Genomic DNA, 13,348 nt, shown 5'->3' with positions numbered 1-13,348 from the left:
GAGTTCCGCGCCCACCTCGAGCTTGCCGCACTCGCTATCGCGTTCAAGAAACGTGTGATCGTCCTTCAAGCCGTGGAGCACGCTCAGATGGACGAGGCCAACCCATTCGAGAGCTTTACTCGCGCGTTGAAGAGCGATCAGCAGCGAGTCTCGAAGTTGGAGTCGGGGATCGCGTCACTGCTCATGGGGCTGTCCGAGTTGAGGCTTGACCGATCACACGGTGTCCGTGATTTCGTGTTCAAGTCGAGTGAGGTCGACAAGATGCTGCGGACCGCATACCTGTTGCGGGAGTTGGGAGATGGGGTCGCCATGTCGGACAACGAATCCGACGTGGCGATCGAGATCGCAAGACGGCGTGATGGATCGGTTGTCGTATTTCCCGCTCTCGCCGCCTAGTCCGACCGACCCGTACTGCAAATGAGCCTGTAACAGCCGCTGGGTTCGTCGGTGGCTGTTACAGGTCCAACTTCAGAGCGTCAGCAGTTTCTTCTGCACCTTGCCCATGGCGTTGCGGGGCAAGCTGTCGACCAGACAAACCTGGCGAGGACGCTTGTGGATCGACAGTGATTCGGCGACGAAGTCCGAAACCACAGCGCAGTCGGCTACGTCGCCGACGATGAACGCGACTATGCGCTGTCCGAGATCGTCGTCCGGCACACCGACGACGGCGGCCTCGCGAACGCCGGGGTATGCCAGAAGTGCCTGTTCCACCTCGCCGGCACCGATGCGGTATCCACCGGACTTGATCATGTCGACAGACTCGCGTCCGACGATGCGGTGGAATCCGCTGTCGTCGATCACCGCGATGTCGCCGGTGCGGAACCAGCCGTCCTCGGTCATGGATTCCGCTGTCTTCGAGGGGTTCCCGAGGTACTCGTCGAAGAGCACGGCTCCCGCGACTTCCAGTTGCCCAAGCTGCTCACCGTCGTGCGCCGACAGTTCACCGTTCTCGCCGCGCAACCTCGTTCTGACTCCGGGAACAGCGTGGCCGACCCAGCCCGGGCGACGTTCGCCGTCGTGCGTCGTGCTGACGGTGATGAGGGTTTCACTCATTCCGTAGCGCTCGACGGGAGCCAACCCGGTCAGCGATTTCATCCGCTCGAACAACGGAACCGGAAGTGGTGCACTGCCGGACACGAGCAAGCGCGCGGATCGCAATGCTGCTGCCGCCGAGGGATCTCCGCACACTCGTGACCAGACGGTCGGAACACCGAAATACAGCGAGCCACCCGCTGCGGCGTACGACTCCGGGGTCGGTCTGACGGTGTGAACAAGCGGCGAGCCCACGCGCAACGCACCCAAAACTCCGAGGATCAATCCGTGGACGTGGAAGAGGGGTAGTCCGTGGACGAGTGTGTCTTCCGGAGTCCAATTCCACACGTGGGCAAGCGCGTCGAGATCCGCTGCGATCGCTGCTCGCGAGAGGACGACGCCTTTCGGTGCTCCTGTGGTTCCCGAGGTGTACATGATCAGGGCGGTGGCTGCCGCGTTCGGTTCGGGATACGACGTCGACGATCGTGCGTGAATATCGATGGGAATCAATGGGATACTCGAATCCGACAGTCCTTCTCCGAGTAGCAGTTCGGCCTTCGAATCGGCGATGATGTGCTGACGTTCTAGCGGGCCGGAGTCGGGTGGGATCGGGACCACGGCAACACCGGCGATCAGCGCGCCGGTCACAGCAACCACCGTATCGACGCCGGCGGCGGCCTGTACTGCCACTCGCTGCGCACCGTGGATTCGATCGGCGACCGCGGTGGCGGCGGCCAACAGGTCGGCGCGAGAGAGGGTTGCGCCTTCGCCGAAACTGACCGCCGCTCCGTGATCGTCGAAGATGTGGGGGTCGAGGGAGCGCAAAAGTGTGGATTCGATGTTCATTGTGAGTTTCCTTTCTTTGAAAGAAGTTTCAGACGGACCAGGGAACAACGAACAGCAGCCAAGCGAGGATCGGCGTCACGACCATGATCGTCATGCCCCACCGCATCGTCAGCCCGAACACCACGTCGCGTTCTTCCGGAGCGGCGTTCGCCACCACCAGTGCGCCGTTGGTCGAGAACGGACTGCAATCGACCAGAGACGACGAGATTGCCAGCGCGATGACCAGACCGGTTGCATTGACCTGACCGGTCATGAGGAATGGAATTGCCAAAGGGATGAGTGCGCCGAGGATTCCCGTGGTGGACGCAAACGCCGATACGATCGCGCCGATCAGACAGATCAAGAAGGCCGCGAGAAGTGGAATGCCCACGTGCGCTACCGAATCCCCGAGCCACTGGACGGTGTTCTGGTTCTGAAGTAGGGCCACGTACGTGACGATTCCGCCGATGAGGAGCACGGTGCCCCAGCTGATCTTGTCGACGGCTCCGCGGGCGGAGGCCGGGAAGATCAGGGTGAGAAGTACCGCGACGGTCAGTGCGGTGAATCCCACGTCGAGGTCGAAGACCAAGGCGCCGAGTGCAAGTGACGCCAGTCCGAGCAAGGTGAGTCGCCGCTCGAGATTGAGTGCTCCCTCGTGCGGAGCGGTCCCACCCGAGGACCTGCCGCCACCCTTCGAGCTGTCGCCGGAACCCGAACCGGTGATGGTGTCGCCACCGCCCGACGCGTTTCCGACTGCGTTGACGAGCACGCGTTCGGAGGCGCCGCGCGCAATCAACGCGCGTCCGCCGAACGAGACGTACGCGATGGCAGCGACAACGGCCGCGGCCGCGAAGGTCGAGACGAACAGCAAGGCCGGGCTCGACGGGAGACCGTTCTGGCGCATGACGTCGTTGGTGATCACGCCGAAGATTCCGATGGGGGAGAAGCTGCCCGCCGTTGCGCCCTGGACGACCATGAAGCCCATCAGCATAGGGTGGATCCGGTAGCGGGTGGCGAAGCCCATCGCCACGGGCGCGATGATGGCGACGGCAGCGGGACTGACCGCACCCATGGCGGTCACTGCCGCGCACACCGCGAACATCGCCCACGGCACGAGGGCCACTCGTCCTCTGACCGCCCGCACTGCCGCGTGAATGATCCAGTCGACCGTGCCGTTGTTTCTGGCCAGCGCGAACAGGTAAGTGACACCGACCAGGATGACGAAGAGGCTGGCCGGGAAGCCGTCGAGGATCTCGCTGGTATCGACGGTGAAGACCAGTGTTCCGACGACGAAGGCAGCCACCAGGGCAAGCGCACCCATGTTCACCGACCTCACGGTGGATATGACGAACACCAGGACAAGTACTGACAGGGCTATGACATTTGCCATCGAACTCTCAATCCGTTCGCGACCAGCTTGTGGTCTGCATCACTTGGAATTGGCCTAGCCTCTCTGCCACTGCGCCATTTGTCAAGTACACTCCGAGGCATGAATTCGACGTCATCGCCCGGCTCGCGCTCGGGCCTGCCCGGACGATTGAAGCGTCCGCGTCTGTACGAGCAGTTGGCCGAGCACATCTCGAATTTCATCGAGGCTCAAGGTCTTTCGCCCGGCGATCGGCTTCCTCCCGAACGCAGCCTGGCTGCCGAACTCGGCGTGAGTCGCGCGTCGCTGGCTCAAGCGCTCGTTGCCCTCGAGATCCGGGGCCGAGTCGAGATCCAGCACGGCAACGGTGCAGTGATTCGCGAAGCTCCGACGCCCGACGCGAGCCGCTCTGCGGACTCGGGAGTGCGGTTGCAAGACCGAACCGTCGACGAACTGACTGCAGCCAGGGAAGCGATCATGGCCGGCCTGGCTCGCGCTGCGGCGTCGAATCCCAACGCTGCGCTGCGGGTCGCGATGCTGACCGACGACGGGACCGCGAGAAACTTCGCCGAGACATGGCGCTGCGTCCGGCACCTGGCCGGAGGTGGCTTGTTGGCCGATCTCGACGACACTATCGCCCAGCAGGCGGACGTGCCCGAGTCCTCGGCTCGGCTGTCTGCGCGGCTCGATCAGCTCGCACACCGCATCATCGACGGTGACCCGTCGGGCGCCGCTGACGCTGTTGCGGGAATCCTCTCCGACACGGCCTGACGAATAACGACGGACAAGCGTCGGGAAAGCGCACGATAACCACTGTGAGCGTGTTCGCTCACGGGAAACTGTGCTGCGACATAGCCCGGGAACCTGATCGGCAATACGCACGTTGAACACAGTGACGACCGTTCCGACCAAGCGGCACGGCTGCTGGCGGGCATCGATGGGGCCGATCGCGGTAACCTGCAGGTGTCCGGTTGGCAGCCGGAAGGCGACCTGGCAGACCCGCACTCTCGAAAGGACCGGCCACATCGGCCGACCTGTATGAACCGTAAGACTGTGTTCCGTAACGTGCTACTCGTAGCCGTCGTGCTGTTGGTGATCTATGCCTTCAGCTACTTCAGCAACGACACCCGCGACTTCAAGACCGTCGACACCTCGGTCGCGATCTCCCAACTCGACGCCAAGAACGTTGCGTCGGCGCAGATCGACGACCGTGAGCAGCAGGTTCGTCTGTGGCTCAAGAACGGCAACGACGCCACCGACGGTAAGACGCAGATCCTGGCGAAGTACCCCGCGAGTGCGTCGGAGCAGATCTTCGACAAGGTCGAAGGCGCCGGAGCGGACAAGTTCAACACGACGGTCACTCAGGAGAGTTGGCTGACGTCGATCCTTCTGTTCGTGCTGCCGATGATCATTCTGTTCGGCATCTTCTTCTTCGTCATGAACCGGATGCAGGGCGGCGGTGGTCGCGGCGGAGTCATGGGATTCGGTAAGTCGAAGGCCAAGCAGCTCACCAAGGACATGCCGAAAACCACGTTCGCCGACGTCGCCGGTGCGGACGAGGCTGTCGAAGAGCTGTACGAGATCAAGGACTTCCTGCAGAACCCGGCTCGCTACCAGGCGCTCGGCGCCAAGATTCCGCGCGGTGTGCTGCTGTACGGCCCTCCCGGAACCGGTAAGACGCTGCTCGCTCGCGCTGTCGCAGGCGAAGCCGGCGTCCCGTTCTTCACCATCTCCGGTTCTGACTTCGTCGAGATGTTCGTCGGTGTCGGTGCTTCGCGCGTTCGCGACATGTTCGAGCAGGCCAAGCAGAACAGCCCCTGCATCATCTTCGTCGACGAGATCGACGCCGTCGGTCGTCAGCGCGGAGCAGGCCTGGGCGGCGGACACGACGAGCGTGAGCAGACACTCAACCAGTTGCTCGTCGAGATGGACGGCTTCGGTGATCGCACCGGCATCATCTTGATCGCCGCAACCAACCGCCCCGACATCCTGGATCCCGCACTGCTGCGTCCGGGCCGCTTCGATCGCCAGATTCCGGTCGGGGCCCCCGACCTCGCCGGTCGCCGCGCGATCTTGCGCGTGCACTCGCAGGGCAAGCCGATCGATCCCAACGCCGACCTCGAAGGTCTCGCCAAGCGGACCGTCGGCATGTCGGGTGCCGATCTTGCGAACGTCATCAACGAGGCTGCGCTGCTCACCGCACGCGAAAACGGGACCGTCATCACCGAAGCTTCGCTCGAGGAATCGGTGGACCGTGTTGTCGGTGGACCGCGGCGTAAGAGTCGCATCATCAGCGAGCACGAGAAGAAGATCACGGCGTACCACGAGGGCGGTCACACGCTGGCTGCTTGGGCGATGCCTGACATCGAGCCGGTCTACAAGGTCACGATCCTCGCTCGCGGTCGCACCGGCGGTCACGCGATGACGGTGCCCGAGGACGACAAGGGTTTGATGACGCGTTCGGAGATGATCGCTCGTCTCGTCATGGCAATGGGTGGACGCGCCGCCGAGGAGCTCGTGTTCCACGAGCCCACCACCGGAGCGTCGTCCGATATCGACATGGCGACCAAGATCGCCCGCGCAATGGTCACCGAATACGGCATGAGCGCCAAGCTCGGCGCAGTTCGCTACGGACAGGAGGGCGGGGATCCGTTCCTCGGCCGTTCGATGGGCGTCCAGTCCGACTACTCCCACGAGATCGCCCGCGAAATCGACGAAGAGGTGCGCAACCTCATCGAGGCAGCGCACACCGAAGCGTGGGCAATCCTCAACGAGTACCGCGATGCGCTCGACCTCATCGCTACCGAACTGCTCGAGCGTGAGACGTTGACTCGCAAGGACCTCGAGAAGATCCTTGCCGGCGTCGAAAAGCGTCCGCGCATCACGGCTTTCAACGATTTCGGTGGGCGTACGCCTTCGGATCGTCCGCCGGTGAAGACTCCGCGCGAACTCGCAATCGAGCGCGGCGAGACCTGGCCGGAGCCCGCTGCCGCACCTGTTCTCGTCAAGGCAGGCGCACCCAACAGCGGTGCCCCCAACGGTGGTGTCCCCAACAACGGTGGTCTCCCCAACAACGGCAACCAGGGACCTTCCAACGGCTACGCACAGCCTTCGTACCCACAGCCGAGTGCTCCGCAGCAGACGCCGCAACCGGGAACACCGGACTACGGAGCGCCCGCCGGATGGTCGGCACCGGGTTGGCCTCCGCGTGAGAATCCGTCTCCGACGTACCCCGGACAGCAGTCGGGTGGATACACCGGTGGACAGAATCCGACCCCGCCGAACCAGTCGCAGGGCCAGTACGGACAGCCCCAACACGGACAGCCCCAACACGGTCAGCCCCAGCCCGATCAGGGGCAGTACGGTCAGCCGCATCCGGGCCAGCAGGCGTACCCGGAGCAGCCGCATCCCGGCCGCCGTTACCCCGCGCAGCCCGATTACCCGGTGCAGTACCCGGACGGTGGACCCTTCGCCGATCCGAATCGGGGAAACCCGTCAGGCGAAAACCAGTGGCAGAGCCCCACGCCGGAACAACCGCAGACTCCGCCGCCGCATCATTCGGCTGAGGACGACGGCCCGAGCACCGCTCGCTGGGACGGACCGGACGGATCTCGCTGACCCTGCGCCACTAGGCTCTGCGGCGGGGGACCTGTGAACAATTCTCGAGGAGAGTTCGGTTGTCGGTGAATGATGTGGCCAGTGAACTGGTGTCGCTCGGAACGGGCCGCCCGTTCGATCAGGCGCGGGCAGAGGCTGCCGTACGGGAATTGTTGATCGCGGTCGGTGAAGATCCGGAGCGCCCAGGCCTGCTCGACACGCCGGCCCGGGTTGCGCGCTCGTACAAGGAGATCTTCGCGGGTCTGTACTCCGAGCCCGACGACGCGTTGAACACGACTTTCGACGAGGGTCACCAGGAATTGGTGCTTGTGCGAGACATTCCGATGTTCTCGACGTGCGAGCACCACCTGGTGTCCTTCCACGGCGTCGCCCACGTCGGCTACATCCCGGGAAAGTCGGGCAAGGTCACCGGTTTGTCGAAGCTCGCGCGCGTCGTCGATCTGTACGCCAAGCGTCCGCAGGTTCAAGAACGCCTGACCAGTCAGATCGCGGATGCGTTGATGCGCAAGCTCGACCCCCGTGGAGCCATCGTCGTCATCGAAGCCGAGCATCTCTGCATGGCGATGCGCGGTATCCGCAAGCCCGGAGCCAGCACGACCACGTCTGCGGTTCGTGGGCTCCTGCAATCCAGCGCGGCCTCACGGTCCGAAGCGCTGGACCTCATCCTGCGTAAGTGAGCGAGATGTCCGCGGCTCCCGTTGCAGGCAGCGATCCGGCCCGGATGGTCGTGATGGGGATTCTGAACGTCACCGCCGATTCGTTTTCCGACGGTGGTCAATTTCTCGATCGTGACGCGGCGATCGCTCGCGGGCTCGAACTGCAACGCATAGGCGTCGACATCGTCGACGTCGGCGGCGAGTCGACGCGCCCGGGAGCCACCCGCGTCGATCCGAAACTCGAGGCGGACCGAATTGCGCCGGTGATCGAAGAACTCGTGGCAGCAGGAATCCGCGTCAGTGTCGACACGATGCGCGCTTCCGTCGCCGCCGCCGCGATCGAAGCGGGTGCAGGGATCGTCAACGACGTATCGGGTGGTCGCGCAGACCCCGACATGGCATCCGTTGTGGCCGACGCCGGAGTGCCCTGGATTCTCATGCATTGGCGCTCGGCCGGTGACTACGTCCACCGCGGCAGCGCCGATCAGTACGACGACGTGGTCCGCGACGTCCGTGACGAACTGCTGTCGCAGGTCGATCTGGCGTTGAAGGCAGGTGTCGATTCGTCGTCGATCATCCTCGACCCCGGCCTCGGGTTCGCGAAGAACGCCGACCACAACTGGGCACTGTTGCGAGCACTACCCGAGTTCAACGCGACCGGATTCCCGGTGCTCGTCGGAGCCTCCCGCAAGCGTTTCCTCGGGTCTCTGCTCAGCGATCCCGACGGCAATCCCCGTCCGCCCGGTGGGCGCGAGACTGCGACGGCCGTGGTCTCCGCCCTTGCAGCGCGCGAAGGCGCCTGGGGAGTTCGGGTGCACGACGCACAAGCTTCGCTCGACGCCATTGCCGTGGTCGACGCCTGGAACCGTGGACGAGAAAGGGCCTGACATGGGGGACCGAATCGAATTGCGCGGGCTGAAGGTTCGCGGCAACCACGGAGTGTTCGACCACGAGAAGCGTGACGGTCAGGACTTCTTCATCGACATCACCGTGTGGATGGACCTGGCTCCAGCCGCAGCGTCGGACGACCTGACTCAGACTCTGCACTACGGCGAGTTGGCGGAGGCCGCCGCAGCCATCGTCGCCGGCCCGTCGCGCGATCTCATCGAGACCGTCGCTGCGGAGATCGCGGACGACGTCATGAAGGATTCTCGGGTCGAGAGCGTCGAGGTCGTGGTCCACAAACCGTCGGCACCGATTCCGCTGGTCTTTGCGGACGTTGCCGTCGTCGCACATCGGACCAGATCGGCATGACGCGCGCTGTTCTGTCGATCGGTTCCAACATCGGCGACAGCGTGGCTCACCTGCAGTCCGTTGTCGACGGTCTGGGCAGCGCTGTCGTTGCTGTCTCACCGGTCTACTCGACGGCGCCGTGGGGTGGCGTCGAGCAGCAGGATTTCTTCAACGCGGTGGTGGTGGTCGACGATCCCGAGGCCGACGCCGCTGAGTGGCTTCGCCGGTCGCAAGCTCTCGAGGAAGCCGCAGACCGGGTGCGTGAACAGCGGTGGGGGCCACGGAGCCTGGACGTGGACGTAGTCGACTGCGAAGGCGTCGTCAGTTCCGATCTCGTGCTCACACTTCCGCATCCGCGCGCGCATCTTCGGGCATTCGTGCTCGTTCCCTGGCTGGACGTCGAGCCTGACGCGACGCTGATCGTCGACGGCCAGAAGTTGCCGGTGGCACAAATTCTCGACGGCCTCGATCGCACTGAGCGCGAAGGTGTCCGCACTACCGATGTGGTGCTTGCGCGGTGACCGAAAACGACAAGGGTTTGAAGCCGACCCGGATCAGTGAACTCGCGGTACTCGCCGCAGTGGCGGCCGTGGCCACCTGGATTCTGATTCGCGTGTTCTACGGTTCGATGCCGCCCATCCCTGTTTATGCGGGAGCGTCGCTGTACTTCGTGGCCGTTGCCGAGGCCGTCTTCGCTTTTGTCATTCGTTCACGCGTCAAAAACCGGCAGGTCGGCGACGGGCTCAGACAGCTTCATCCGATCACCGCCGCCCGAGCGCTGGCATTGGCCAAAGCATCCGCTTTGGTCGGTTCAGCTACCGTCGGTGTCTGGGTCGGAGTGCTGGTGTATCTCATCCCACAGCGCTCGGTTCTGCAGGCTGCAGCCTCCGACACGCCGGGCGCGTGGGTGGGGTTGGGCGCCGCAATTGCGCTGGTAGCGGCAGCTCTGTGGCTCGAACATTGTTGCAAGACGCCGGAAGATACACCTGACGAGCCTGCGCACTGACAGCCTGGTCGGCAAATCACCCACCGAGGTACGTGGCGACCCCGGTCTCGGCAAGTACCCTGGCAACCATGACAAATTCTGGTCGATCGAAGTCTGCGCGCCGAAGCAAGCGCAGCGCGAGCCAGATGATCATTGCTGCTCTTCTGGCACTTGCTGTCATTGCTTCGCTGTTTCTGATTTTCAGCAACAGCGTTCAGCTTCTTCGGGTGGGTCTGGTCGTCGCTCTGTGGGCAGCCACCCTCGGCGCTATCGCCATGACCAAGTATCGGCGTGAGTCGGCACTGGACAAAGCCAAGGTTGCCGATCTGCAGACCGTGTACGAACTGCAGCTCGAACGTGAAATTTCTGCTCGACGCGAGTACGAACTGAGCGTCGAAGGTCGCGTGCGACGTGAGGTGACCGCGGACGCGGAGGAGCTGGCCGGGTTGCGCGCCGAATTGGTAGCGCTGCGCCGAAACCTCGAAGCACTGTTCGAAGGTGGGCTGCTGCCCGAACAGACCGCGCTCAAGACCGATTCGACGCGAGTGCCGGAACTCGGCGGTAGTTCGTACGGCGCGTACCAGCCGGCACCGTCGGGGTTGTACGTTCCCGGCGCCGGCCAGAGCGGACCCAGCCAACCGACACCGAACGTCGGCGGCTTGGCGTCGCCCAACGACGATCCGGTGACCGCTGAGACGACCGTCGTGTTCGCGGAGACGTCGTGGCGTGACAGCAGCTTCGTGGCGCCGCGCGTCATTCCGACGCAGAAGTCGCAAGAAACGCAGAAGCCCCAGAGCGGGAACCAAGCACCGAGTTCTCCGGTGAGTTCCTCGCCGTCACGAACGGTGAAAGACGTTCCGGTGAAGAAGGATCCGGCGCCGGTCGCGCCGGTCGAGCCTGAAGTCAAGGCTCCCACCCAGGCCCCGAAGATCGAAGACGCCGTCATAGAAGACGCTGTCGTCGAAGAGATGCTCGAGGTTGTCCCCGAAGTTGTCGCGGAAGGTGAACCCGAATCCGCTGCGGAGCCTGATGCCGAGCCGCGCCGTCGTCGCCGTGCTGCCCCGGAGGATGCCGCCAGCGGTGCTCATTCCAACGGATTGACCGTCGCCGAAATCATGGCAAACCTGAGTTCGAACAATCCGTCCGAAGGCTCCGGTCGACGTCGTCGCCGAGAGGACTGAGTCGCAGATCACTCGCCCGGCCATGGCATGACGGTTCGGGCGAAGGATATCCTCGGACGCAGAACGTCTGGTACCCGCCGAGCGGGACTGGAACGAACGAGAGGAATCCGGTGACTTCCTTCGGGATCACTAATGGACCTGCACCTGCGCGATTGACGGTAGGAATTGTCTCCGCAGGCCGGGTCGGAACAGCTGTCGGTGCCGCATTGGAGCGAGCCGGTCATGTTGTCAGCGCTTGCTCCGCCGTCTCCAGCGCCTCGGTCGCCCGCGCTGTGAAGCGGCTTCCCGATACCGAAATTCTTCCGGCTGCCGACGTCGCAGCTCGCTCCGAGCTGCTGATTCTCGCCGTTCCTGACGACCAGCTTGCGGATCTTGTTCGAGGTCTCGCGGCCACCCAGGCCGTCAAGCCGGGCACGCTCGTCGCCCATACGTCCGGTGCCAACGGCATCGCGATCCTGGCCCCGCTGACCGAACTGGGCGCGCTGCCCTTGGCCATCCATCCGGCGATGACGTTCACCGGTCACGACGAGGACACTGCGCGTCTGTCGTCGGCATGCTTCGGAATCACTGCTGCCGACGACATCGGATACGCGATCGCGCAGTCACTGGTTCTCGAAATCGGCGGCGAGCCCGTCCGAGTACGCGAGGAGAACCGCGCGCTGTACCACGCGGCACTGGCGCACGGCAGTAATCACCTGGTCACGCTCGTGGTCGACGCCGTCGAGGCGCTGCGAGCGTCGTTGCAGGGTGACGAGCTGCTCGGTCAGCAGTTGGTCGACGGAGATCCGGGTGGGGTGGCCGAGCGTGTCCTGCAGCCGCTGCTGTCGGCGGCCTTGGACAACGCGCTACGACGCGGTCCCTCGGCGTTGACCGGCCCGGTGGCACGCGGTGACGCTGCTGCCGTCGACACACATTTGCGCGTACTGACAGACCTGGATCCGGAGCTCGCTGCCGGCTATCGAGCGATGTCCTTGCGATCGGCCCAGCGGGTGGGCGCCCCCACCGAATTGTTCGACATCTTGACTGAAACGGGAGGTGACCGTCGTGAGTGATCTGCAGGGCGGATACAAGCGCGGCGAACTGACGGTGCACCACGATCCGGACAAGCTTCGGCGCGTCTCGCGGGCACTGCGCGGTGTCGGGCGTCAGGTGGCGCTCGTTCCGACGATGGGTGCGCTGCACGCCGGCCACATCGAACTGGTTCGTCAGGCCAAGGTCACCGGCGCGGTCGTGATCGTTTCCATCTTCGTGAACCCGCTGCAGTTCGGTGCCGGCGAAGACTTGGACGCGTACCCACGCACTCTCGATGCGGATCTCGACCTGCTTCGCGCCGAGGGCGTCGAATTGGTGTTCGCGCCGAGCGTCAAGACGATGTACCCGCGTGGTCAGCGCACCACCATCGTGCCCGGGCCGTTGGGCAGCGAACTCGAAGGCGGCGCACGCCCGACGCACTTCGCAGGAATGCTGACGGTTGTGGCGAAGCTGCTGCAGATCGCGGCACCCAATCACGCCTACTTCGGTGAGAAGGACTACCAGCAGCTGACGCTCATCCGTCAGATGGTGTGGGATCTCAACTTCGACGTACAGATCATCGGAGTTCCGACGGTCCGCGAGTTCGACGGCCTCGCGTTGTCCTCTCGCAACCGCTACCTCGACGAGAGCCAGCGCACCGCAGCGGTCGCGCTGTCCGCAGCTCTGATCGCCGGTGCGCACGCGGCGGCCGGGGGCGCGGAAGCAATTCTGGAAACCGCACGCGCTGTTCTGGCAGCTGTTCCGGAAATCGAGGTCGACTACCTCGAGGTGCGGGGCGTAGATCTGGGCCCCGCGCCCGAGCGAGGTGACGGCCGGCTGTTGGTGGCCGCCAAGCTCGGAACCACCCGTTTGATCGACAACGTCGGTGTCGCGGTGGGAACCGGATTCCTCGAGCGTGACACCGACCCATCCGCCGACGCCATCGACGACCTGCTGTCTCACTGAGCACTTTTCACGAGTAAGGACCTGGATATGTTTCGCACGATGATGAAGTCGAAGATCCACCGCGCCACAGTGACTCACGCCGACCTGCATTACGTCGGTTCCGTCACCGTCGATCAGGATCTGATGGACGCCGCAGATCTCCTCGAAGGCGAACAGGTGTGCATCGTCGACATCGACAACGGTGCGCGTCTCGAGACGTACGTCATCGCCGGCGAGCGCGGCACTGGTGTCATCGGAATCAACGGTGCGGCAGCGCATCTGGTCAAGCCGGGTGACCTGGTCATCCTCATCGCCTACGGCGTGATGAACGAGCAGGAAGTCAAGGAGTACTCCCCGCGCGTCGTGTTCGTCGATGCCGACAACAAGCAGATCGAACTCGGCTCCGACCCGGCTCACGCGCCGGAGGGTTCGGGTCTGATCACCCCGCGCATGCTGTCGACACTCGAGGCCTCGCGCGAATCCAGCCTGGTGTAAC

14 protein-coding genes are annotated in these 13,348 nt (G+C 64.1%); 12 read left to right on the top strand and 2 right to left on the bottom strand.

Features of this window, described 5'->3' with window-relative positions; all coding sequences use genetic code 11:
* Positions 1–87: 87 nt before the first annotated feature.
* A complete protein-coding gene (locus DBV08_RS23195) occupies positions 88–396 on the top strand; it encodes a hypothetical protein (RefSeq protein WP_124568971.1) in 309 nt (102 codons plus the stop codon).
* A gap of 72 nt (positions 397–468) precedes the next feature.
* Here DBV08_RS23195 and DBV08_RS23190 read toward each other — a convergent pair whose 3' ends face one another.
* Complete coding sequence (locus tag DBV08_RS23190; protein WP_124568970.1) at positions 469–1,878, bottom strand: acyl-CoA synthetase; 1,410 nt, start codon at positions 1,876–1,878, stop codon at positions 469–471.
* A 28-nt stretch (positions 1,879–1,906) separates the two neighbouring features.
* Entirely contained in the window at positions 1,907–3,247 is a 1,341-nt protein-coding gene (locus DBV08_RS23185) for an SLC13 family permease (protein ID WP_124568969.1), read from the bottom strand.
* A gap of 99 nt (positions 3,248–3,346) precedes the next feature.
* Between DBV08_RS23185 and DBV08_RS23180 the strand changes: the two genes are divergently transcribed.
* The 11 genes from DBV08_RS23180 to panD all read left to right on the top strand — a co-directional run bounded on the left by DBV08_RS23180 (position 3,347) and on the right by panD (position 13,347).
* On the top strand, positions 3,347–3,994 hold the full coding sequence (locus DBV08_RS23180) for a FadR/GntR family transcriptional regulator (RefSeq protein ID WP_124568968.1): 648 nt from the start codon (positions 3,347–3,349) through the stop codon (positions 3,992–3,994).
* Positions 3,995–4,261: 267 nt separating this feature from the next.
* On the top strand, positions 4,262–6,841 hold the full coding sequence (gene ftsH, locus DBV08_RS23175) for an ATP-dependent zinc metalloprotease FtsH (protein ID WP_124568967.1): 2,580 nt from the start codon (positions 4,262–4,264) through the stop codon (positions 6,839–6,841).
* A gap of 59 nt (positions 6,842–6,900) precedes the next feature.
* The gene (gene folE, locus DBV08_RS23170; protein WP_019746783.1) at positions 6,901–7,518 is read left to right on the top strand and encodes a GTP cyclohydrolase I FolE; all 618 of its coding nucleotides are present in this window, start codon (positions 6,901–6,903) and stop codon (positions 7,516–7,518) included.
* Between the two features lie 5 nt (positions 7,519–7,523).
* The gene (gene folP / locus DBV08_RS23165; RefSeq protein WP_124569061.1) at positions 7,524–8,384 is read left to right on the top strand and encodes a dihydropteroate synthase; all 861 of its coding nucleotides are present in this window, start codon (positions 7,524–7,526) and stop codon (positions 8,382–8,384) included.
* Between the two features lies 1 nt (position 8,385).
* The gene (gene folB, locus DBV08_RS23160) at positions 8,386–8,751 is read left to right on the top strand and encodes a dihydroneopterin aldolase (RefSeq protein WP_003945780.1); all 366 of its coding nucleotides are present in this window, start codon (positions 8,386–8,388) and stop codon (positions 8,749–8,751) included.
* Positions 8,748–9,251 carry a 2-amino-4-hydroxy-6-hydroxymethyldihydropteridine diphosphokinase gene (folK, locus tag DBV08_RS23155; protein WP_124568966.1) on the top strand — a complete coding sequence of 168 codons (504 nt, stop codon included), beginning with the start codon at positions 8,748–8,750 and terminating at the stop codon, positions 9,249–9,251. Before folB ends, folK begins: the two co-directional genes overlap by 4 nt.
* Positions 9,252–9,268: 17 nt before the next feature.
* Entirely contained in the window at positions 9,269–9,736 is a 468-nt protein-coding gene (locus DBV08_RS23150; RefSeq protein ID WP_153213529.1) for a DUF3180 domain-containing protein, read from the top strand.
* Between the two features lie 68 nt (positions 9,737–9,804).
* Complete coding sequence (locus DBV08_RS23145; protein ID WP_185564834.1) at positions 9,805–10,896, top strand: DUF6779 domain-containing protein; 1,092 nt, start codon at positions 9,805–9,807, stop codon at positions 10,894–10,896.
* 110 nt (positions 10,897–11,006) lie between these two features.
* On the top strand, positions 11,007–11,948 hold the full coding sequence (locus DBV08_RS23140) for a Rossmann-like and DUF2520 domain-containing protein (RefSeq protein ID WP_124568965.1): 942 nt from the start codon (positions 11,007–11,009) through the stop codon (positions 11,946–11,948).
* Positions 11,941–12,873, top strand: coding sequence for a pantoate--beta-alanine ligase (gene panC / locus DBV08_RS23135; protein WP_185564832.1), 933 nt, complete (start codon positions 11,941–11,943; stop codon positions 12,871–12,873). Before DBV08_RS23140 ends, panC begins: the two co-directional genes overlap by 8 nt.
* A 27-nt stretch (positions 12,874–12,900) precedes the next feature.
* Positions 12,901–13,347: an aspartate 1-decarboxylase gene (gene panD, locus DBV08_RS23130; RefSeq protein ID WP_003945761.1), complete on the top strand. Its 447-nt coding sequence runs from the start codon at positions 12,901–12,903 to the stop codon at positions 13,345–13,347.
* Position 13,348: the final 1 nt, after the last annotated feature.

It is taken from the genome of Rhodococcus sp. KBW08, assembly GCF_003852455.1.
Classification (GTDB): domain Bacteria; phylum Actinomycetota; class Actinomycetes; order Mycobacteriales; family Mycobacteriaceae; genus Rhodococcus_F; species Rhodococcus_F baikonurensis.
Note: the sequence above shows the minus strand (reverse complement) of the source record. Positions and strands in the feature narration are given on the sequence as shown.

What these genes read in the sequence shown, in the direction of transcription:
- DBV08_RS23195 (WP_124568971.1), top strand. Translation starts at nt 88, where the DNA reads ATGGACGAGGCCAACCCATTCGAGAGCTTTACTCGCGCGTTGAAGAGC.
- DBV08_RS23190 (WP_124568970.1), bottom strand. Translation starts at nt 1,878, where the DNA reads ATGAACATCGAATCCACACTTTTGCGCTCCCTCGACCCCCACATCTTC.
- DBV08_RS23185 (WP_124568969.1), bottom strand. Translation starts at nt 3,247, where the DNA reads ATGGCAAATGTCATAGCCCTGTCAGTACTTGTCCTGGTGTTCGTCATA.
- DBV08_RS23180 (WP_124568968.1), top strand. Translation starts at nt 3,347, where the DNA reads ATGAATTCGACGTCATCGCCCGGCTCGCGCTCGGGCCTGCCCGGACGA.
- ftsH (WP_124568967.1), top strand. Translation starts at nt 4,262, where the DNA reads ATGAACCGTAAGACTGTGTTCCGTAACGTGCTACTCGTAGCCGTCGTG.
- folP (WP_124569061.1), top strand. Translation starts at nt 7,524, where the DNA reads ATGTCCGCGGCTCCCGTTGCAGGCAGCGATCCGGCCCGGATGGTCGTG.
- folB (WP_003945780.1), top strand. Translation starts at nt 8,386, where the DNA reads ATGGGGGACCGAATCGAATTGCGCGGGCTGAAGGTTCGCGGCAACCAC.
- folK (WP_124568966.1), top strand. Translation starts at nt 8,748, where the DNA reads ATGACGCGCGCTGTTCTGTCGATCGGTTCCAACATCGGCGACAGCGTG.
- DBV08_RS23145 (WP_185564834.1), top strand. Translation starts at nt 9,805, where the DNA reads ATGACAAATTCTGGTCGATCGAAGTCTGCGCGCCGAAGCAAGCGCAGC.
- panD (WP_003945761.1), top strand. Translation starts at nt 12,901, where the DNA reads ATGTTTCGCACGATGATGAAGTCGAAGATCCACCGCGCCACAGTGACT.